Here is a 19,145-nt window from a genome sequence, read left to right on the forward strand (position 1 = left end):
ATGGAAGAAGTTATTTTTCATAATCTTATTGCGTTTGCAATTATTTCAATTCTTATTGTGGTTGCACCATTTTTAAGTAAAATTAGCAGGATTCCCATTGTTGTGGTGGAGATGTTTTTGGGTGCTTTTGGGGTTTATTTTGGCCTTTTTCATATTACAGAAGCAGTGGAGATCTTTGCAAAAATCGGCTTTTTGTTTTTGATGTTTTTGTGTGGTATGGAAGTGGATTTGCGTGGCTTCAGACAATTAGGAAAAGATTTTCTTAAATATGCGATTTTATATTTTTTCGTACTTTATTTGGGAGCATGTAGTATTGTGGTTATTTTTGGCTTGCCTCATATTTTTATTGCCGCACTTCCTGTAATGAGTTTGGGGATGATCATGGCATTAATTAGGGATTATGGCAAAGATGAGCCTTGGTTAAATCTCGCGCTAAGAATTGGAATTGTTGGCGAGCTTTTGAGTATCGGGGTGTTGGTTTTTATCAATGGGATTTATTCCTATGGCCTTACTTTTGAACTTTATAAAACTTTACTGGTACTTTTTGGTTTTGTTATTATTATTGGTATGATTTTTATGCTAATTAAAATTTTGTTTTGGTGGTTTCCAAATTTTAAAATATTTTTAATGCCTTATGATGATACGCAAAATCAAGATATTCGTATTTGCATGATGTTATTTTTTGTACTGATTGTTGCGGTAATGTGGTTAGGGCTTGAAAATGTGCTAGGGGCTTTTTTGGCAGGGATGATTATTGCAACATTTTTCCCTTATAAGCATGAATTGATTCATAAACTTAATGACATTGGTTTTGGGTTTTTTGTTCCTTTATTTTTCATCAATGTTGGAGCGACTTTGAAAATTGATATTGTTTTACATAATCCAAAGCTGCTTTATTATGGTGTTTTAATTGCATGTTCTATGATATTTTTAAGAATCTTAGCAGCTAGTGTTGCGTTCAAAAAATATTTTACCTATACAAGGGATTTGGTGCTTTATGCTTTTAGTGATTCTATGCCTTTGACTTTTTTGGTTGCTACTGCTGCACTTGGCTTGGAGCTCGGTGCGATGAATCAAAATACTTATTATGCTTTTTTGTTGGCTGCAATGTTTGAGGGAGTTGTATTTATTGTGATTATCAAGATGATTTATACTTTTTGGAAAATTAAAAAATAAGCTGTTATAATGATAGAAATATTATAATATTTAAGGTGAAAGAATGAATAATTTTAAAAAATTTGTGGAAGATCATGCAAAAAGTGCCAAAAAAATTATAGGGTTTGGGATTGCAAGAGTAGATCTTGGTGAAGAAAATAATGTCTTGTGCGCAACTTATCCCGTATTGAATTGGGAAGAAAATTTTGGGAGTTATGCAGTTTTTGATACTTGTAAAAATGAAGCAAAATTAATTTCTCAATCTGAGGATGAGGCGGTATATAGTGTTACTTTGGATTTTATTAACAAAGCTTTAGAGCTTTTTAGTCCTTTCTTACCAGAGGCTTTTAGAGATAGTAATAGTCATAAAAATATTCAAACTCTCTTAGAGCTTAAAAAAATTTTAGAATTACCCTTAGAAGCTCAAGTAGATTTTCGTTTGGTTTTTCTCTATGAAGATCATAAATGTCAAAGTGTGGAAACTGCATATATGAAACTTTTAGCACTTTCGCTTGGTAAAGCAGCACTTCGTAGTTTGTGTCTTGATGGAATTTTTGGTTTATTGAGTAATGTAGCTTGGAGTGGTAATAAACCTTATGAGTTGGAATATTTGCGTAATAATGAAATTAGTCTTAAACTTTCTGGTAAATATCCGCATATTGATTTTGTTGATAAATTTCCTCGTTATTTAATGCAAGTGATTCCACAATATGACAATATTCGTATTCTTGACACTGCAAAAACACGATTTGGTGCTTATCTTGGTAGGGGTGGGTATACACAAATGCCGGGGGCTAGTTATGTAAATTTTAATGCTGGTGTGGAGGGAGCTTGTATGAATGAGGGGCGTATTTCTTCATCTGTAATTGTAGGTGAGGGTAGCGATATTGGTGGTGGTGCAAGTATTCTTGGGGTTTTGAGTGGTGGAAATTCTGAGCCTATTAGTATTGGTAGAAATTGTCTTTTGGGTGTAAATAGCTCTACGGGTATTAGTCTTGGAGATGGTTGTATTGTTGATGGAGGAATTGCAGTTTTAGCGGGTACAATTTTTGAGATTACACAGGAAGAAGCACAAAAAATTAAAGATAATAATCCAGATTTTTGTATTAAAGATAATAATCTTTATAAAGGTAAGGAGCTTTCTAAGGTTCATGGAATTCATTTTAGACAGGATAGTAAAACTGGAAAAATGATTGCCTTTAGGAGTAATCGTGAAATTACATTGAATAAAGATTTGCATTAATGGCATGCTTTTTGCTTTTTTAGATCTAATTTGATATCTCAAGGAAGAAAGATTAATGAAAAAATTTTTTATCGTTTTGGCGTTGCTTTTTTGTATAGGTTTTGCTGATGAACAATCTATTGATGGAAATCAGGGAATGAGCGTGCAAGATGCACCAAAAGCACCTACTATCGCTCCAAATCCAAAGCCTGATGAGAGAAAAATACCATTAGATAATCCTTCTACAGGGAATTCTCTAACATCTCCTAAAAGCGCTAAAGATGCTTTGAGCTTTGGGATTGAAGCAGCGGAGAAAGGGGATTATAAGTCTGCTTTTAGATTTTTTACGCAAGCTTGTGATAATGGCAATCCTGCAGGGTGTTTTGCAATTGGAACGATGTATATGAATGGTGTGGGTATTCATACAAATATTCAAAAAGCTGAGCGTTATTATCAAATGGGATGTTCTGGTGGAGATCCTAGTGCTTGTTCTTCTTTGGCAATGATTTATGATCGCAAAGAACAAGCTAATGCAAATGATAAGGAAAAAGCCATACAACTTTATATGACAGCTTGTCAAGGGGGTGATGTGATGGCTTGTAATAATCTAGCATATATGTATGCGAATGGAGATGGTGTACAAAAAGATTATTTTAAAGCGTTGCAGTATTATAAATTTGCATGCGATGCGGGTAGTGATTTGGGATGTTATAATTTAGGACTTTTGAGTAATACTAATAATGTATATGGTTATGATCGCGCAAAATTAACAGTGGTGGATCTTAATTATATTGCATGTAATGCAGGGGATATTACTGGTTGTGCAAATTTAGGTTGGATTTATGCAAATGGATTAAGTGGAGCACCAGTAAGTTATTATTATGCATCTCATTATTTTAATATTGCTTGCAACTCTGGAAATTTAAGTAGTTGCAACAACCTTGCAGTGTTGTATCAAAAAGGACTTGGAGTGACGCAAGATACGCAAAGAGCACTAGATTTGTTTGGTTATACTTGTAATTTAGGTTATCAGCGTGGATGTGATAATTATCGTATTTATAAACAACAATTAACTGGTAATAGTAAGAAGAATACAGGTCCATTTTTCTTTCCTAATGATCCTAAAATAGGAAAAATACCAAATATGGGAAAAGATCCAAGACGCTAATTTCACCAATTAAAGGAGAGTATTAGAGGAGAGGGAGAAATATTTTTCATAAAGCATTTGATAGAATCTTAAATTTTGTTTGATTTGGTTGCGTTTTTCTTTGTAGTTTTTACAAAATTCTCCTACAAAATCCCAAAATGCTTTTGAGTGATTTTTGTGTTTAATGTGTGCAAGTTCATGGATTATTACATAATCAATTAATAATTTTGGTGCAAAAAACAATAAAATAGAAAAGTTTAAATTATTTTCATAGCTACAGCTACCAAGTACTTTTTTATTATTTCTAATTTTAATTTTTTGAGGAGTAACTTGCATAAGTGGTGCATAATACGCAATAGTAGAAGTTATGTATTGCAATAATGCAATTTTAATATCTTGATTTGTAAGATAATCTTCTTTTTTACTCCAAGTGCCAAATGCAAGAATTTCATTATTGTGATTTTGTAAGATTTTGGCATATGATTCTTGTTGTGCTGCAAGCTTTTGTATTGTTTTTGTTATCCATGGAGTGGATTCTTCAAGAATTTTTTCAATTTTTTTATTATGATAATTTAGAGGGAGATAAAGGTGCAAAACCATATCAGGTGTAATTTTGAGACAAATATTTTTTCTTTTGGAGTTTTGGTGGATTTTTATATCTGTAGGTTTCATAATCTTATCTTTTATTTGCTAGAATTCTAAAAAATTATATCAAAAATGTAGGAATAGAATATGAAAGTGCTACTTTTAGAAGATGTTAAGGGATTGGGGAAAAAAGGAGAGGTTTGTGAAGTAAAAGATGGATATGGGCAAAATTTTTTGATTGCCAAGGGTAAGGCAAAGCATGCAACTAATGAAGTGATTAATAAATATAAAGCCGAAATGAAGAAAAAAGAGGAGATTTTAGCTCTAGAACTTGCGGAAAAAAAACAATTTATTCAAACACTTAGTCAAGTTGAAGTGGTGATTGCTAAAAAAGTTGGAGCAAATAATGCTTTATTTGGCGCAATTACCAAAGAAGAAATTATAGAGGCTTTGCAAAAAGATCATAATTTAGAGCTTAATAAAAAAGATATTGAATTTAAGACAGCAATCAAGAGTTTGGGGCATTATGAAGTAGAGGTAAAGTTGGGTAATGGAATCCATGGAACCTTGAAAATAGAAGTAGTATCACAATAAATTTTAGGAAAAGATATGTTTGAAGCAACAACGATTCTGGGATATAAAGGGGAGTTTGAAGGAAAAAAATACGCAATTATTGGTGGTGATGGACAGGTTACTTTTGGGAATTGTGTTTTAAAAAATAATGCAGTTAAGATTAGAAAACTTTACAATAATAAGATATTAAGTGGCTTTGCAGGAAGTACAGCTGATGCCTTTACACTTTTTGACATGTTTGAAAAAATTTTGGAAAATAAAAAAGGAGATTTAGTAAGAGGAGTATTAGATTTTAGTAAGGCATGGAGACAGGATAAGTATTTGCGTAAACTTGAAGCTATGATGATAGTTTTGGATAAAGAAAATATTTTTATTCTTAGTGGCAATGGTGATGTTGTGGAACCAGAAGATGGAAAAATAGCTTCTATTGGTAGTGGGGGAAATTATGCAATTAGTGCAGCAAGGGCATTAGATAGATTCGCTTCCATTCATCCTAGAGATTTGGTAAAAAATGCATTAAATATTGCTGGAGAAATTTGTATTTACACAAATACTAATATTAAAATTTTGGAGTTAGAATGAATACAAAAGATATGACCCCAAGAGAGATAGTAAAATATCTTGATGAATACATTATAGGTCAAAATGATGCAAAAAAAGCTATAGCTATTGCATTGAGAAATCGCTATAGAAGATTACTACTTGATGAAAAAATGCGTGAAGAAGTAACGCCAAAAAATATTCTTATGATAGGATCTACTGGAGTTGGAAAAACAGAGATTGCTCGGAGAATGGCCAAGATGATGAATTTACCATTTATTAAGGTTGAAGCGAGTAAATATACAGAAGTAGGTTTTGTGGGAAGAGATGTAGAATCTATGGTAAGAGATTTAGTATCTGCGAGCCTACACTTGGTGGAAAATGAATATAAAGAAGTTTCACAAAATGAGATTCAAGAATATATTCTCAATAGGATCACTCGTGTGTTAGTGCCACCATTGCCTGACTCTGTGAGTGCGGAAAAAAAAGAAGAATATAATTTAAGTTTTGAAAAAATGAAAGAAAAAGTAAGAAGTGGCACGATGGATCATATCAAAATAGAAATTGAAGTACAGAAAAAAATGATGGATAGCGATCATGGAATGCCACCTGAGCTTATTAAGGTTCAAGAAAGTCTTATAAAAGTTTTAAGCAAGAATCAAGAAAAAATTAAAAAAGAAATGGATATCAAAGAAGCAAAAATAGTTTTGCAAGAAGAAGCAAGTGAATATGTGCTGGATCAAGAAAAAATTAAAACTGAAGCCTTAAGACGAGCAGAAACTAGTGGAATTATTTTTATTGATGAAATCGATAAAGTAGCGGTAGGAAATAATAGCTCTAGACAAGATCCTAGCAAGGAAGGTGTGCAGAGGGATTTATTGCCTATTGTTGAAGGTAGTGTAGTGAATACAAAATATGGCCCAATTAAAACTGATCATATACTCTTTATTGCAGCAGGAGCATTTCATTTGAGTAAACCTAGTGATTTGATACCTGAATTACAAGGTAGATTTCCCATAAGAGTGGAGCTAGACACTCTAAAAGAGGAAACAATGTATCAAATTCTTGTACAAACAAAAACTTCTATTATTAAGCAATATCAAGCTTTACTAAAAACAGAGTCTATTGATCTTGTTTTTGAAGATGAGGCTTTAAGAGAACTTGCAAAACTTTCTTACAATGCAAATCAGAAGGCTGAAGATATAGGGGCTAGAAGATTGCATACTGTGATTGAGCGCGTGTTAGAAGATATTAGCTTTGATGCAGATTTATATGAAAATAAAGAATATAGGGTGAGCAAGGAGCTTGTTCAAGAAAAATTAGAAAATCTTGTAGAAAATACAGATTTAGCGAGATACATTCTTTAATGAAAACAAAATGTGGCTTTGTTGGAGTGATTGGCAAGCCTAATGCAGGCAAAAGTACATTTTTAAATAAAATTGTAGGACAAAATATTGCTTTAGTTTCACATAAGGTTAATGCAACTAGAAAAAGAATGAATTTTATTGTTCCTTTTGAGGATATTGCTAGTGGTGAGATGGGGCAGATTATTTTTGTTGATACTCCCGGATTAGATTATCAAGAAAAACTTTTAAATCAATTTATGCTTAAAGAAGCTTTAAGGGTTCATCAAGAAAGTGATATAATTTTATTCATCGCTAGTGCTACAGATACTCTTGAAGGCTACGAGGAATTTTTGCATTTCAATGAAAATAAGCCCCATGTTGTTTTATTGAATAAAATAGATTTGCTTTCTCAGGAAAAAATTTTAGCAAAAATTGCTTTATACCAAAAATATCAGGATAAATTTTTAGCAATTTTTCCAATGAGCGCAAAAAAAGATGAGAATTTTCATCAACTTTTAAAAACGATACATACTTCCTTGCCTTATGCACCTTTTTTGTTTGATTCTGAAGATTTGACAGATCTAAAGTTAAGAGATATTTATAAAGAATTGATACGCGAGAGTGTTTTTAATAATCTTAGTGACGAGCTTCCTTATGAGAGTGATGTTGTCGTGGAAAAAGTTATAGAAAGTGATAAAATAGAAAAAATTTTTGCTAAAATTTTTGTTGAAAAGGAAAGCCAAAAATCCATGGTAATTGGTAGTAATGCAAATACGATTAAGAGAATCGGGAAGAGTGCTAGAGAAAAAATTGAGCACCTTATTCAAAAAAAAGTTTTTCTTCAATTAAATGTTTTTGTTCACAAATCTTGGAGTAAAGAGAAGGATAAGCTAAAGTTTTTTGGCTATGATATTGATTAATAATAAGAGGAAGTGTTAATGATAAAAAAAATTTTTTCAGTCTTAGTGGCAAGTGCATTGGGGGTTGGTATAGAAAACAATTTGACTGAAATTATTCAGAATTATCGTTATCACGGAATTGAATCTACACAAAAAATATTAGAAAAAATGTTGACCAAAGAAAAATTTTGGTTAGAGGCATTGCAAAATCAAGATACAGATTTTGGATATTATGAAGGTACGCATTTTTTGTTTTTGTCTGATAAGAATACTACAGAACTATTTCTTTATAGGATTGAAAATGGTCATTTAACTCAGCTTAATAAAGTAAGTACTATTGTAGGTATTGGTGAAGGTGCCAAAAAAATTGAAGGAGATAAGATTACACCCATTGGTGTATATAGTTTTGTAGATCGTTTAGATAAACTTGATCAATACTATGGTCCCATGGCGTTTGTAACTAATTATCCAAATATATATGATCGAATATTAAAGCGTACAGGTTCTGGAATTTGGCTTCATGGTCTACCACTCAATGGAAATCGAGAAGAAAAAAATACCAAGGGATGTATCGCAGTAGAAAATAATATCATACATGATTTTAATAAAACGATTAATTATGAGAAAACGCTACTGATTTCTTATGAAAATTCCTTTCCTAAAGTTGAAAAGAGCGATTTGGCAGCAATATTGGCGATGCTTTATCGATGGAAAGAAGCTTGGAGCAATAATGATATTAAGACATATTTAAGTTTTTATGATGCTGGATTTAGAAAGTCTGATGGCATGGCACTAAAGCGTTTTTCAGAATATAAGACACGCATTTTTGCGAAAAAAGAAGACAAGCATATTTCTTTTTCTTATATAGATATTTCTCCTTATCCTAATGTTGAAAATAAAAAACTTTTTAGAGTGAGTTTTATACAGCATTATAAGGCCTATAAAAATAAAGCGGTTACATATACTTCTAATGATTCTAAGGAATTGTATGTAGAGATTAAAAATAATTCTCCATTAATTATGATTGAAAAATAATTTTTTAAGATCTATGGTATTTCAATTGGAGTTGATTTCTCATTTCTTTTATTTTTTAAATTTTGATTAAAGTTTTATGGGGTTATGTTTTTTTTATATTTAAACTAGATTATAGAATATAACTCATGATTTCTGTGTTTAGGTATAACTATTGCGTGATTTATAAACTTTTGCATAAAAATTAGAGATTACTATTTTTAAAAAAGCTCTTTTTATGGTATAGAGTTAGGAATTTAGCAATTTTAAAAGAGATTGATTGTCTAACCATTGCGTATTAGTATTGCTGCTATATTCAAATTCTTCTGCTACTTTTTTACCCTTTTCATTAATTTGCGTAATAGTGTAATCTATTGGAGTTTGAAACTGGATTGTTGGTGTAAGAATAAAAAAATCTTCAAATTCTATACAAAGATGAGAATCGTCTTTTGGTATCATGATTTCATGAAGTTTTTCTCCAGGCCTAATTCCAATGATTTTGGTATTTAGTGTCGGAGCAATTGCTTTTGCCAAATCCATAATCCTCATACTAGGAATCTTGGGAACAAAAATTTCACCACCATGCATTCTTTTGAGATTTTTAATAACAAAATCCACCCCCTGTTGTAGTGTAATCCAAAATCTTGTCATGCGTTCATCAGTAATTGGAAGTTCTTTTGCTCCATCATTTTTTAGTTTTTGAAAAAATGGCACAACACTACCGCGACTACCCACAACATTGCCATATCTTACAACACTGAATTTAGATTGAGTTTTTCCCTTGATATTATTGGCAGCGATAAAAAGTTTATCACTACAAAGTTTTGTAGCACCATAAAGATTGATGGGATTTGCAGCCTTATCAGTGCTTAGTGCAATGATGTGGGATACATTATTGTAAAGACAAGCATCAATAATATTGCTTGCCCCTTCTATATTTGTTTTGATGCATTCCATAGGATTGTATTCTGCGATAGGGACATGTTTTAGAGCTGCGGCATGAATACAAATATCAACTCCATTTAATGCAGATTTTAATCTTTCTTTATCTCTAACATCGCCAATAAAATATCGCATACATTTATGATTGAAATTTTGTGCCATTTCATATTGCTTGAGTTCATCACGACTATAAATAATAATTTTTTTAGGATCAAAATCCCTTAAAATAGTTTCTACAAATTTTTTTCCAAAACTACCAGTTCCACCTGTAATTAAAATAGTTTTATTATCTAACATCTCTTTCCTTACCAGTGATATTCCAAACTTGCTGTGAGGATTCTAAATTGCCCAAGATTTGCTGCTTGTTGATAAAGGCTTGTGCGATTATCTTTAATGGTGAGAGAATAAGCTAATCCTAAAACAAAATCTCTGAATTTATATTTTCCACCTAGAGCAAACATATAGCCATTGGAATCAGGAATTCCTATTTTATCTTGTGGACTTGGGGCTTCATCATAAGCAACACTACCCATAAGGCGGAAATTTTTTTCTTGATAGGTTATTCCCAGTCTAAAAGTATTTGTATCTCTCCAACCTGCACCCATATTGCTCACCCCAGAAAAATCTGCCAATCCTACCATGCTTTTGAGTTTTTCGGAAGTAAAATGTTTTACCATGCCACTAAGTCCGATATATTCCGCATTTTCAAAATCTGGTGTTACTAGGAAGTTTGGTCCTTTTGCCCAAAAAGTGCGTTCATAAACCCCTTCAACCCTTAGTCTATGATTAAAAAAATCATGAGCATAAGAAAGTGTAAGAATCTCAGGCATATTTACTGCGATATTTAAGTTTGTTTTCGTGAGTACATTTCCCATAGCACCGCCTACATAGCTTGTAGCTTCTAGTGTACCTTGCATATTAAAAGGAACTGAGGAATTATAAACTACTGAAAACATACCATTGTCAAATACTCTAAGACTAGCGCTTATGCGATATCCTGCTGAAAGATCCTTGCCTTCTGATTTTTGATAAACTTTTGTAGTTCCATGCATTGTAGTGGTGGAAGTATCTACAATATCATCAAGATTATTAAAGATACCTAATTTAATAACAGCTTTTAAGGCATCTTTTGCACTTTCATTCATCAATTCGCTTGGAATATTATCAATTCCAATTGCATCTAGATCTGCGCCTGTTAATGCAATACAAGAGTTTTTAGGATCTGTACAAGTTGGGCTTGTACCGCTAGGTTTTTGACCATTTTTCCATTGCATGGGGACATAAACAACATTGTTAAAACTTCCCATCGCATACATGATTCTAGGACCTATACCGATAGAAAAACGATCCTTAATGGTATAGCTTAGAGATGGAGAGAATTCCACCATCATAATAAAAACATCTTGTAAAAATTCTCCCCCCTTGTCTTTCCATTGCATCGCAAGACCTGAACTTGCCACAAAGCTTGCACCAAAGGTAAAGCCACTTTTTGTGCGACTTTTATAAAAGAATTTTGGAAGAATAAAATTTGTTGTTCCTGTGGAGCCATTAACAATTTGAGAATCAGGTTTGGAGTGCTCAATATCTACTTGTTTTGGAGCAAAGGCATTTACCGCAGCAAGCGCTCCTAGACAGACAAAATTCCACCAATCACATTTTTTTGAAGTGTCCTGATACTTGATGTTTGTTTGGGAATATAGACCTTGGTTTGTTGTAGGCACTTGAAAATCAAAACCAGGAATTTGCAACAAAGAAGTGGCAAGTTCAAATTCGCTTTTATTTTCTCCCCAGTCATTGCTAAATCCCATATTAGCGGGGTTATAATAACTTGCATCTGCTCCTCTAGCTCCCGCAACATAAGCAGAATTTAGTGCAGTGCCATTAAGAGATTGCTCTTGTACTTTAAATCCGCCAGCATAAGAAATATGAAAGAAAAGTAGAAAATAAAAAGATATTTTTTTGGGCAAATAAATCCTTGGTTTTATTGTTTTTAGCTGTAATTATACTAAAAAATAAAGTAATGAAATATAACAATATTAGTTTATTAAAACAGATTTGAGAAACATTAATTGATTTTTTTAATTTTTAAATTATTACAAAATAAGTGTTTTGTATGCAAAATATATTAAATAAAGTCGTCCTCTTAGAGTAAAAATAAAAAAATCTTAAAATTAAATAGTAAAAAAATAGCTTTTGCATCAATATTACTGTAAAATAAAATTGTGCCATACTAAATAAACTTAACAAAGAAAGGAATGCAATGAGAGATAACAAGAAGTTATTTGATAAGATTTCGAAACGATTGGATTTGTTAGCAAAACTTCCCGTATGTAAAGAAGATAAAAAAGATATTTATGAGGAGTTGAGTAAAAAAGGTATAGATCGTAGGGATTTTGTAAAATGGGCGGGAATGATGACAACAACATTGGCACTTCCTGCATCTTTTGCTCCACTGACTGCTAAGGCAGCTGAAGTTGCAAACAGACTCCCAGTAATTTGGTTGCACATGGCTGAGTGTACAGGATGTAGCGAGAGCTTGTTGCGTACAGAGGATCCAAGTATTGATTCTATTATTTTTGATGTCATTAATTTAGAATATCACGAAACAATTATGGCGGCGGCTGGCTATCAAGCAGAGCAGAATCTAGAAAATGCAATTAAAAAACATCAGGGAAATTATATTCTTATGGTAGAGGGAGGAATACCTACAATTGAGTATTATTTGACAATTGGTGCACATGGTAAAACAGGTGCGCAAGCATGTAGAGATGCAGCAGAAAATGCGGCAGCAATTTTTGCGATTGGAACTTGTTCTAGCTTTGGTGGCGTGCAAGCTGCATACCCTAATCCAACTGCTGCAGAACCTTTGAGTAAAATTATCACAAAGCCTGTAATTAATGTCCCTGGCTGTCCTCCTAGTGAAAAAAATATTGTAGGTAATGTGCTTTATTTTATTATGTTTGGAGCATTACCTGCTTTAGATGCATTTAATAGACCAAAATGGGCATATGGTAATAGAATCCATGATTTATGTGAAAGGAGAGGACATTTTGATGCAGGCGAGTTTGTGCAACATTTTGGAGATGAAAATGCACAAAAAGGATTTTGTCTTTACAAGGTGGGGTGTAAGGGACCTTATACTTTTAATAATTGTTCTAAACTACGCTTTAATTCTCATACAAGTTGGCCAATTCAAGCGGGACATGGTTGTATAGGGTGTAGTGAGCCAAATTTTTGGGATACAATGAGTCCGTTTGAAGAGCCTTTAGGTAATAAACTTTATCATACTGCGTTTAATGGTTTTGGAGCCGACAAGACAGCTGATACAGCGGGGATGGTGATTTTATCTGCAACAGCAATTGGTATTGCAGCACATGCGTTAATCTCTGGTGTAGCTAAAAACAAATAAAAACAAAGGAGAAAAAATGACAAAAAGAATTGTAGTAGATCCTATCACAAGAATTGAGGGGCATTTAAGAATTGAAGTAATTGTTGATGAAAATAATGTAATTACAGATGCTTTTTCTTCATCAACACTTTTTAGAGGATTGGAAACAATTATTAAGGGTAGAGATCCTAGGGACGCCGGATTTATTGCGCAAAGAATTTGTGGAGTTTGCACTTATAGCCACTATAAAGCAGGGATTATGGCAGTAGAAGATGCATTAGGAATTACTCCTCCATTAAATGCACAAATGGTGAGAAGCTTGATGAATATTTCTTTGTTTTTACATGATCATGTGGTACATTTTTATACATTACACGGACTTGATTGGTGTGATATTACCTCAGCACTCAAAGCAGATCCAAGAAAGGCTGCTAAAGAAGCATTTAAACATACAGAATATCCAATAAATACAGGGGAAGATGAGCTAAAAAGAGTGCAAAAAAGAGTGGCAGATTTTGTAAAACAAGGTGCATTGGGTCCATTCAATAATGCATATTGGGGGCACAAGACTTATCATTTTACACCAGAGCAAAATCTTATTGTTTTATCACATTATTTGAAATTATTGGAAGTGCAAAGAGAAATTGCAAAAATGATGGCAATTTTTGGTGCAAAACAACCGCATCCACAAAGCTTGACTGTTGGTGGAATTACTGCTGTTATGGATATTTTAGATCCTTCAAGAATTGGTGAGTGGAAAGCAAAGTTTGAAATGGTTTCAGAATTTATTAATTATGCATATTATCCTGATGTTGTAATGGCAGCAAAAATGTTTAATAATGAACAATCTGTATTAAAAGGCTGTAATCTTAAGAATTTTATTTCTCATTCTGAAATGCAAATCGGGATTAATGAATATCTTTTTAGTACAGGAGTGGTTTTAGATGGAGATCTCTCTAAAGTGCATGCAATTGATGAAGAGCTTATTAAAGAAGAAGTGACAAATTCTTGGTACAAATATGAGAATACACAAGAAGTAGCATTACATCCTTACTCAGGTCAGACAAATCCATATCACACAGGCTTTAAAGATGGACAAAGCCTAGGTCCTGATGGTAAGATGATTGATACTAAATTATTGGATCTTAAGGGGAAATATTCCTGGATTAAATCGCCGCGATATGATGATATGCCAATGGAGGTTGGACCTTTGGCAACAATTGTTGTGGGATTGGCAGCAAAAAATCCTTATATTACACCAGTTGCAACAAAATTTTTAAAAGATAGTGGATTGCCTATAGCAGCACTTTTTAGCACGCTTGGAAGAACTGCGGCAAGATGTATTGAGTCTGTGGTGATTTGTAAACATGGAATGAAGGCATTAGATACTTTAATTGAAAATCTTAAATCTGATCAGACTACTTGCGCACCTTATGTAATTGATAAAAATAAAGTATATCAAGGTAGGTATATTGGCAATGTTCCTAGAGGAATGTTGAGTCATTGGGTGAAAATAAAAGATGGTGTTGTGGAAAATTATCAAGCTGTAGTGCCATCTACTTGGAATGCAGGACCAAGGGATCATAAAGGACAAAAAGGACCTTATGAAATGAGTCTTATTGGAACAAAGATTGAAGATCTTACTCGACCTTTGGAAATTATAAGAACAATCCACTCTTTTGACCCTTGTATTGCGTGCTCTGTACACATGATGGATACAAAAGGGAATGCACTTGGTGAGTATAAAGTAGAGCCAAATTTTGCAAAAATTTAAGGAGTGAACATGAAGGCATCAACTTTTTTTGCAGAAGAAGAGTTTTCTGGATTTGTAAGAGCATTTCACTGGATCAGGGCTTTTTCTATTTTTGGATTAATTTTTACGGGATTTTATATAGCCTATCCTTTTTTGCAACCAAATTTTAATGCAACACCAACAGGATTTTTGCAAGGATATACAAGAAGTATTCATTTGATTTTAGGGTTTTTATTAATTGGTATTTCTATTTTTCGACTCTATCTTTTTATTTTTGATAAAAAGAGCGCACCAGAGCGTAGGTCTTTTTGTCAATTTTATAAACCTAAAATTTGGTTAGGTGTAATAGGCTCTTATCTTTGGATTAGTAGGCATCCACATATTAAAGGGGCTTATAACCCTTTGCAGCTTGTTGTGTATTTTGGACTTGCTGTTTTGGTTTTGATTGTTTCTGTTACAGGTATAGCATTATATATAAATGTTTATCATAATGGGCTAGGGGGTATTTTGGAACATTACTTTAAATGGGTTGAAGTTATGTGTGGTGGTTTGGCAAATGTGAGGGTGATTCATCATCTAGCTACTTGGGCATTTATACTTTTTATTCCTGTGCATATTTATATGGCAGTATGGAATTCTATTAAATATCCTAATGGTGGTGTAGATGGTATTGTAAGTGGTGTTAGATATCACAAAGAAGATAGTAAAAAATAAATGAAAATTTTGGTTTTAGGCGTAGGTAATATTCTTTTTGGTGATGAGGGAATAGGGGTGCATCTTTGTAATTACTTTAAGGTAAATTATAAGTTATACACCCAGCATCAAGTGGATTTTATCGATGGGGGGACATTGGCACAATCTTTAATTCCTGTTATTGTGGAGTATGATGAAGTGTTGATACTTGATTGTGTGAGTGTTGATGGGGCAAAAGTTGGTGATGTATATCATTTTTCATTTACTCAAATTCCTAATATAATTACTTGGGCTGGGAGTGCGCATGAAGTGGAGATGTTGCAAACATTACGCCTAGTGGAGGCAATGGGGGATTTACCTCCAGTATATATTGTGGGAATTGTACCTTATATAATTGGAGAGGATACAACTTTTATGCTTAGTCAAGAAATCTTGCAGGGGGTAAAAGTGATGGAACAAGTAGTTTTAGATTTTTTTAAAAAACATGAAGTTAAGTATGAAAAAATAAAGAATATTGATTTGCAAGTTATTGCTAATCATTCATTTAGGGGCGTTGATGATTTATGAATTTAAATTTACAATTTTATACATCGATGGTTTTGATATTTTAAAGAATATTCTTTATTTTCATGTAAAACAAGCTGATTTACTGCATGCAGAGAAACTTGAGGAAAATGCAAGTGATTATGCGTTTTATAGTTTTTATATCCAAGCATCAAAAAAAGAAATGATAGATTTTGCCGAAAAAATTTCACAAAGTATTCCTTTGTCGATTAATTTTAGTTTTGAAGAATTGAAAGAACTAGAAGAAATAGAGGGAGTGGAATTTAAAAAAAATATTGATAATTTTTATGAGGAAAATATTTTTGATGCTAAGCTGATTAAAGAAACTGGAAATATAAATTCCTTAAAAATAGTGTTTGATTGGCTTACTCATTTAAAGTACCAAAATCAAGAGATTGATACTTTTGAGGCATTTCAAGAAGTTTTACATGATTGTGTAAAAAAACTACTTACAGAGGAATTGGTTTTAGAGACTACAAGGGGGAAGAAGATTTTAAGCCTTAATGCCTCACAGGAAAAAAATGCGGAGTTAATTTTTTGGGATATAGAAAATCTAAAAACTTACATGAGTACAGAAGCTTTACAAGTGCAATCTTTAGCTAGCTATGAAAAACCTATTATCGCATTAAATCCTAAGGATATTTTTAGAGAGAATTTAGGTGATCGTATATTTTGGTGTATGTTACCTTATGATTTGTTTTTGAGTGCTTTGGGTGGTATGCTTTTGCAACAAGGCATACATTATGCATATATTTTAAGTAGTGATAAAGAAGCAGTGTTGTCTTATCATCAAAAAAAAGGTGTATCTCCTGCACAAAATATTGTGGTTTCACAAAGTGGTATAATTTTAGATACACAAAAAGTTCAAGGAAATCCTTTTAGTATTATCAAAGCACATCAAAAAGAATTGAGGAAGTCTTTCTCAAATAAAAAAATTCAGAATCAAAAACATCTTATTGTATGTCTTAGTAAGAAAAATCCTACGCTATTTTGGATAGGAGAGAATGGGGAATACCAAAGCGCACTAAACTTTAGTTTTGAATTAAATCCAAAACTTGTATTGCAGGATATTTTGGCATATAAGGATGGAGAAAAGTTACTTAAAAATTTCTACCAAGTTTTTAAGGATACAAAAGATCGTATAGAAATTTTTAATGAAGAATATAAAAAAACATCAAATATTTTTCAGTTTTTGAGTGTTGTAGCATTTATTGCGCAATATGATAAGGAATTTAATATTGATTCTGAAAGTATTTTAAATCATGCGAGAAAATATGTAAGAGATAGGGGACCTAGGATTGATTACAAGATTGTTAAAGATGAACAACAAAATCTAAAATTAGACTATCCAAAGATTCTGCGTTCTGTAATGAGTTTTTTGCTTGCTGGAGTAGATGAGGCAACGCTAAGTTATGGAATTTTAGATTCTATGGGAGAATTTTTTGGTAATTTTATTCAAGATCTTTGTGTGAATTTTTCTTTGCAAAATGTGTTAATTTTTGGAAGTTTGTTGGAAGAAAAGATTTTTTTAGATAAGATTTTGCATTACATTCCAAAAAATATTTATTTGGTTTTGCCGAAGAAAGGCTATTTGGATTATTATAATTGAGGTTAATATGCAAGTAGAGATGCTTTATAGTAAAATTCATCGTGCTAGGGTGAGTGATGCAAATTTAAATTATGTTGGCTCTATCACTATAGATAGAGAACTTGCTGATGCAGCAGGATTGTTAGAGGGGATGAAAGTAGAGATTTTAAATGTTAATAATGGAGAGCGTTTTGCTACTTATGTGATTATTGGTCAGAAAAAAGGAGAAATTTGTTTAAATGGTGCAGCTGCAAGAAAGGTGGCAATCGGAGATGTTGTGATTATAGTGGCTTACGCAAGCTATGATTTTAAAGAGCTTAAGGATTATAAACCAAAGATTGTTTTAGTTGATGAAAATAATGCAATTTCTGCAATACATCATAAAATATAAAGGATATAGAAATGTTTGATGCACAAGGTTTAAAAGATTTGCTAGGTAATATGCAAAAAAGTGTAAATGATCTAGAAGAGAAAACAAAGAGTAATATTTATACAGCAAAAAGTGCTGGAGGATTAGTGAGTGTAACCATGAATGGTGCTGGAGAATTAATTGATTTGAGTATTGATGATAGTTTGCTAGAAGATAAAGAATCTTTGCAGATTTTATTAATGAGTGCCTTAAATGATGTTTATAAAAATGTCGATGAGGGTAGAAAGAGCATGGCGATGAATTTATTTGGTGATGTAAAGCTGTTTTAATGCATAGAGTTCTTTGCTATTTTTTATTTTTTGTGTATTTAGCACAAGGGTATGATTTTTCTTATTGTCAAAAGCGTTATGAAGAAATAACTTTAAAATTTAATAAAAATATTTATGCAGTTCCTATCTTTTACAAAAACAAAACTTATTTTATTATACATTCATTTGCTCCTTTGCGTGATAAAAAAATTATTAAGCATGATCCTTTTATAGGGCTTTATCTCATAGAATCTGATAAGAATATTCGAGGTTATTTATTACGCAATATTGATCAAACAGCCTTTGAAATTGAAGTAAGTGTGTTAAATCATCAAGAAAAAATACCTACTAAAATTATAAGAAAACAAAATGGATTATTAGATTTTGCAAAGCTTAGAGATAAATCTATGGGTGCGAATCAAGTTGTTAGTAATATTTGCTATCAAATTTATGGGATTACTACAGAAAATGGAGATTTTGTAACCAAGCCTTATATCGAGCGTTTTTTATCACAAGATAAGCCTTATTATGGTGATATTGGAGTAAGGATACAAGGAAGGGAGATTATACAAATTGACCCATTTTTTCCAAACAATCCCTTTTTACCCGGAGATAGAATTATAAAAATTGGGAAGCAAGCATTGCTTAAAAATGTAAATTTAGAATGGAGTATTGTAAATCTTATATTTGATAAACCTGTAGAGATTTTGGTGGAGCGTAAAAAAGGACAAAAAAATATTACAAAATCTTTTGTAGTTAATGTAGGTCAGAGATATGGTGGGTTTTTATTGCAAGATAGCTTTTTTGAAAGCCAAGGGATAAAAATTAATAAAAATCTAAAAATTATACGCGCAAATGATAATTTAAAAAATGGTTTAGAAAAATTAAATGTGGGAGATAAGATTGTTTGGATTGACAAAATTTCACCTTTTGATTTAGAAGGTGATTTTTTTTATAATGTGCGTGAGTTATTGATGCGTGCATTTTTAAAGCATGGTTTTATAGAATTATTAGTAGATCGCAATGGTTTTCAATTTTATCTAAAAGTTTATCCGAGGTGA

The 19,145-nt window shown here is 32.2% G+C and carries 19 protein-coding genes; 16 read left to right on the top strand and 3 right to left on the bottom strand.

Annotated elements, in window-relative coordinates; translation table 11 throughout:
* Genes LW133_RS04125 through LW133_RS04135 form a run of 3 tightly spaced genes read left to right on the top strand, consistent with a single transcriptional unit; the run spans position 1 to position 3,545 of the window.
* Positions 1-1,176, top strand: a complete 1,176-nt coding sequence (locus LW133_RS04125; protein WP_233076935.1) for a cation:proton antiporter — start codon at positions 1-3, stop codon at positions 1,174-1,176.
* Positions 1,177-1,219: 43 nt separating this feature from the next.
* On the top strand, positions 1,220-2,398 hold the full coding sequence (locus LW133_RS04130) for a tetrahydrodipicolinate N-succinyltransferase N-terminal domain-containing protein (protein ID WP_233076937.1): 1,179 nt from the start codon (positions 1,220-1,222) through the stop codon (positions 2,396-2,398).
* Positions 2,399-2,453: 55 nt separating this feature from the next.
* Entirely contained in the window at positions 2,454-3,545 is a 1,092-nt protein-coding gene (locus tag LW133_RS04135) for a tetratricopeptide repeat protein (RefSeq protein WP_332908892.1), read from the top strand.
* 9 nt (positions 3,546-3,554) lie between these two features.
* Here the strand turns inward: LW133_RS04135 and LW133_RS04140 are convergent, their stop codons facing one another.
* Entirely contained in the window at positions 3,555-4,196 is a 642-nt protein-coding gene (locus LW133_RS04140; protein ID WP_233076939.1) for a M48 family metallopeptidase, read from the bottom strand.
* A 60-nt stretch (positions 4,197-4,256) separates the two neighbouring features.
* On the opposite strand from LW133_RS04140, the gene rplI reads away from it, so the two are divergent.
* From rplI to LW133_RS04165, 5 genes are read left to right on the top strand one after another with little or no spacing between them, the layout of a single operon-like run.
* The gene (gene rplI / locus LW133_RS04145; RefSeq protein ID WP_233076941.1) at positions 4,257-4,703 is read left to right on the top strand and encodes a 50S ribosomal protein L9; all 447 of its coding nucleotides are present in this window, start codon (positions 4,257-4,259) and stop codon (positions 4,701-4,703) included.
* Between the two features lie 15 nt (positions 4,704-4,718).
* Positions 4,719-5,264: an ATP-dependent protease subunit HslV gene (gene hslV, locus LW133_RS04150; protein WP_233076943.1), complete on the top strand. Its 546-nt coding sequence runs from the start codon at positions 4,719-4,721 to the stop codon at positions 5,262-5,264.
* Positions 5,261-6,589, top strand: coding sequence for an HslU--HslV peptidase ATPase subunit (gene hslU, locus LW133_RS04155; protein ID WP_233076945.1), 1,329 nt, complete (start codon positions 5,261-5,263; stop codon positions 6,587-6,589). Before hslV ends, hslU begins: the two co-directional genes overlap by 4 nt.
* Positions 6,589-7,488, top strand: coding sequence for a GTPase Era (era, locus tag LW133_RS04160; RefSeq protein WP_233076955.1), 900 nt, complete (start codon positions 6,589-6,591; stop codon positions 7,486-7,488). The genes hslU and era overlap by 1 nt, the downstream gene beginning before the upstream one ends.
* Positions 7,489-7,506: 18 nt before the next feature.
* On the top strand, positions 7,507-8,502 hold the full coding sequence (locus LW133_RS04165) for a L,D-transpeptidase Cds6 family protein (protein ID WP_233076957.1): 996 nt from the start codon (positions 7,507-7,509) through the stop codon (positions 8,500-8,502).
* A 225-nt stretch (positions 8,503-8,727) separates the two neighbouring features.
* Here the strand turns inward: LW133_RS04165 and pseB are convergent, their stop codons facing one another.
* Together pseB and LW133_RS04175 are read right to left on the bottom strand one after the other, a co-directional pair.
* Entirely contained in the window at positions 8,728-9,717 is a 990-nt protein-coding gene (pseB, locus tag LW133_RS04170; RefSeq protein WP_233076967.1) for a UDP-N-acetylglucosamine 4,6-dehydratase (inverting), read from the bottom strand.
* A gap of 8 nt (positions 9,718-9,725) precedes the next feature.
* Positions 9,726-11,405 (bottom strand): OmpP1/FadL family transporter, encoded by a 1,680-nt coding sequence (locus tag LW133_RS04175; RefSeq protein WP_408610459.1) that lies wholly within the window; start codon positions 11,403-11,405, stop codon positions 9,726-9,728.
* A 275-nt stretch (positions 11,406-11,680) separates the two neighbouring features.
* Between LW133_RS04175 and LW133_RS04180 the strand changes: the two genes are divergently transcribed.
* Genes LW133_RS04180 through LW133_RS04215 form a run of 8 tightly spaced genes read left to right on the top strand, consistent with a single transcriptional unit; the run spans position 11,681 to position 19,145 of the window.
* The gene (locus tag LW133_RS04180; RefSeq protein WP_233076973.1) at positions 11,681-12,829 is read left to right on the top strand and encodes a hydrogenase small subunit; all 1,149 of its coding nucleotides are present in this window, start codon (positions 11,681-11,683) and stop codon (positions 12,827-12,829) included.
* A gap of 16 nt (positions 12,830-12,845) precedes the next feature.
* A complete protein-coding gene (locus LW133_RS04185; RefSeq protein WP_233076974.1) occupies positions 12,846-14,582 on the top strand; it encodes a nickel-dependent hydrogenase large subunit in 1,737 nt (578 codons plus the stop codon).
* 9 nt (positions 14,583-14,591) lie between these two features.
* A complete protein-coding gene (cybH, locus tag LW133_RS04190) occupies positions 14,592-15,275 on the top strand; it encodes a Ni/Fe-hydrogenase, b-type cytochrome subunit (RefSeq protein ID WP_233076975.1) in 684 nt (227 codons plus the stop codon).
* The gene (locus tag LW133_RS04195; RefSeq protein ID WP_233076976.1) at positions 15,276-15,821 is read left to right on the top strand and encodes a HyaD/HybD family hydrogenase maturation endopeptidase; all 546 of its coding nucleotides are present in this window, start codon (positions 15,276-15,278) and stop codon (positions 15,819-15,821) included.
* Positions 15,811-17,427: a hypothetical protein gene (locus tag LW133_RS04200; protein WP_233076977.1), complete on the top strand. Its 1,617-nt coding sequence runs from the start codon at positions 15,811-15,813 to the stop codon at positions 17,425-17,427. The genes LW133_RS04195 and LW133_RS04200 overlap by 11 nt, the downstream gene beginning before the upstream one ends.
* Positions 17,428-17,434: 7 nt before the next feature.
* Positions 17,435-17,797 (top strand): aspartate 1-decarboxylase, encoded by a 363-nt coding sequence (panD, locus tag LW133_RS04205; RefSeq protein WP_233076978.1) that lies wholly within the window; start codon positions 17,435-17,437, stop codon positions 17,795-17,797.
* Between the two features lie 11 nt (positions 17,798-17,808).
* On the top strand, positions 17,809-18,105 hold the full coding sequence (locus tag LW133_RS04210) for a YbaB/EbfC family nucleoid-associated protein (RefSeq protein WP_233036478.1): 297 nt from the start codon (positions 17,809-17,811) through the stop codon (positions 18,103-18,105).
* Positions 18,105-19,145, top strand: a complete 1,041-nt coding sequence (locus tag LW133_RS04215; protein WP_233076979.1) for a DUF7488 domain-containing protein — start codon at positions 18,105-18,107, stop codon at positions 19,143-19,145. The genes LW133_RS04210 and LW133_RS04215 overlap by 1 nt, the downstream gene beginning before the upstream one ends.

Origin of the sequence: Helicobacter anatolicus (genome assembly GCF_021300615.1) — a bacterium.
Classification (GTDB): domain Bacteria; phylum Campylobacterota; class Campylobacteria; order Campylobacterales; family Helicobacteraceae; genus Helicobacter_H; species Helicobacter_H anatolicus.

What these genes read in the sequence shown, in the direction of transcription:
- LW133_RS04125 (WP_233076935.1), top strand. Translation starts at nt 1, where the DNA reads ATGGAAGAAGTTATTTTTCATAATCTTATTGCGTTTGCAATTATTTCA.
- LW133_RS04130 (WP_233076937.1), top strand. Translation starts at nt 1,220, where the DNA reads ATGAATAATTTTAAAAAATTTGTGGAAGATCATGCAAAAAGTGCCAAA.
- LW133_RS04135 (WP_332908892.1), top strand. Translation starts at nt 2,454, where the DNA reads ATGAAAAAATTTTTTATCGTTTTGGCGTTGCTTTTTTGTATAGGTTTT.
- LW133_RS04140 (WP_233076939.1), bottom strand. Translation starts at nt 4,196, where the DNA reads ATGAAACCTACAGATATAAAAATCCACCAAAACTCCAAAAGAAAAAAT.
- rplI (WP_233076941.1), top strand. Translation starts at nt 4,257, where the DNA reads ATGAAAGTGCTACTTTTAGAAGATGTTAAGGGATTGGGGAAAAAAGGA.
- hslV (WP_233076943.1), top strand. Translation starts at nt 4,719, where the DNA reads ATGTTTGAAGCAACAACGATTCTGGGATATAAAGGGGAGTTTGAAGGA.
- hslU (WP_233076945.1), top strand. Translation starts at nt 5,261, where the DNA reads ATGAATACAAAAGATATGACCCCAAGAGAGATAGTAAAATATCTTGAT.
- era (WP_233076955.1), top strand. Translation starts at nt 6,589, where the DNA reads ATGAAAACAAAATGTGGCTTTGTTGGAGTGATTGGCAAGCCTAATGCA.
- LW133_RS04165 (WP_233076957.1), top strand. Translation starts at nt 7,507, where the DNA reads ATGATAAAAAAAATTTTTTCAGTCTTAGTGGCAAGTGCATTGGGGGTT.
- pseB (WP_233076967.1), bottom strand. Translation starts at nt 9,717, where the DNA reads ATGTTAGATAATAAAACTATTTTAATTACAGGTGGAACTGGTAGTTTT.
- LW133_RS04180 (WP_233076973.1), top strand. Translation starts at nt 11,681, where the DNA reads ATGAGAGATAACAAGAAGTTATTTGATAAGATTTCGAAACGATTGGAT.
- LW133_RS04185 (WP_233076974.1), top strand. Translation starts at nt 12,846, where the DNA reads ATGACAAAAAGAATTGTAGTAGATCCTATCACAAGAATTGAGGGGCAT.
- cybH (WP_233076975.1), top strand. Translation starts at nt 14,592, where the DNA reads ATGAAGGCATCAACTTTTTTTGCAGAAGAAGAGTTTTCTGGATTTGTA.
- LW133_RS04195 (WP_233076976.1), top strand. Translation starts at nt 15,276, where the DNA reads ATGAAAATTTTGGTTTTAGGCGTAGGTAATATTCTTTTTGGTGATGAG.
- LW133_RS04200 (WP_233076977.1), top strand. Translation starts at nt 15,811, where the DNA reads ATGATTTATGAATTTAAATTTACAATTTTATACATCGATGGTTTTGAT.
- panD (WP_233076978.1), top strand. Translation starts at nt 17,435, where the DNA reads ATGCAAGTAGAGATGCTTTATAGTAAAATTCATCGTGCTAGGGTGAGT.
- LW133_RS04210 (WP_233036478.1), top strand. Translation starts at nt 17,809, where the DNA reads ATGTTTGATGCACAAGGTTTAAAAGATTTGCTAGGTAATATGCAAAAA.
- LW133_RS04215 (WP_233076979.1), top strand. Translation starts at nt 18,105, where the DNA reads ATGCATAGAGTTCTTTGCTATTTTTTATTTTTTGTGTATTTAGCACAA.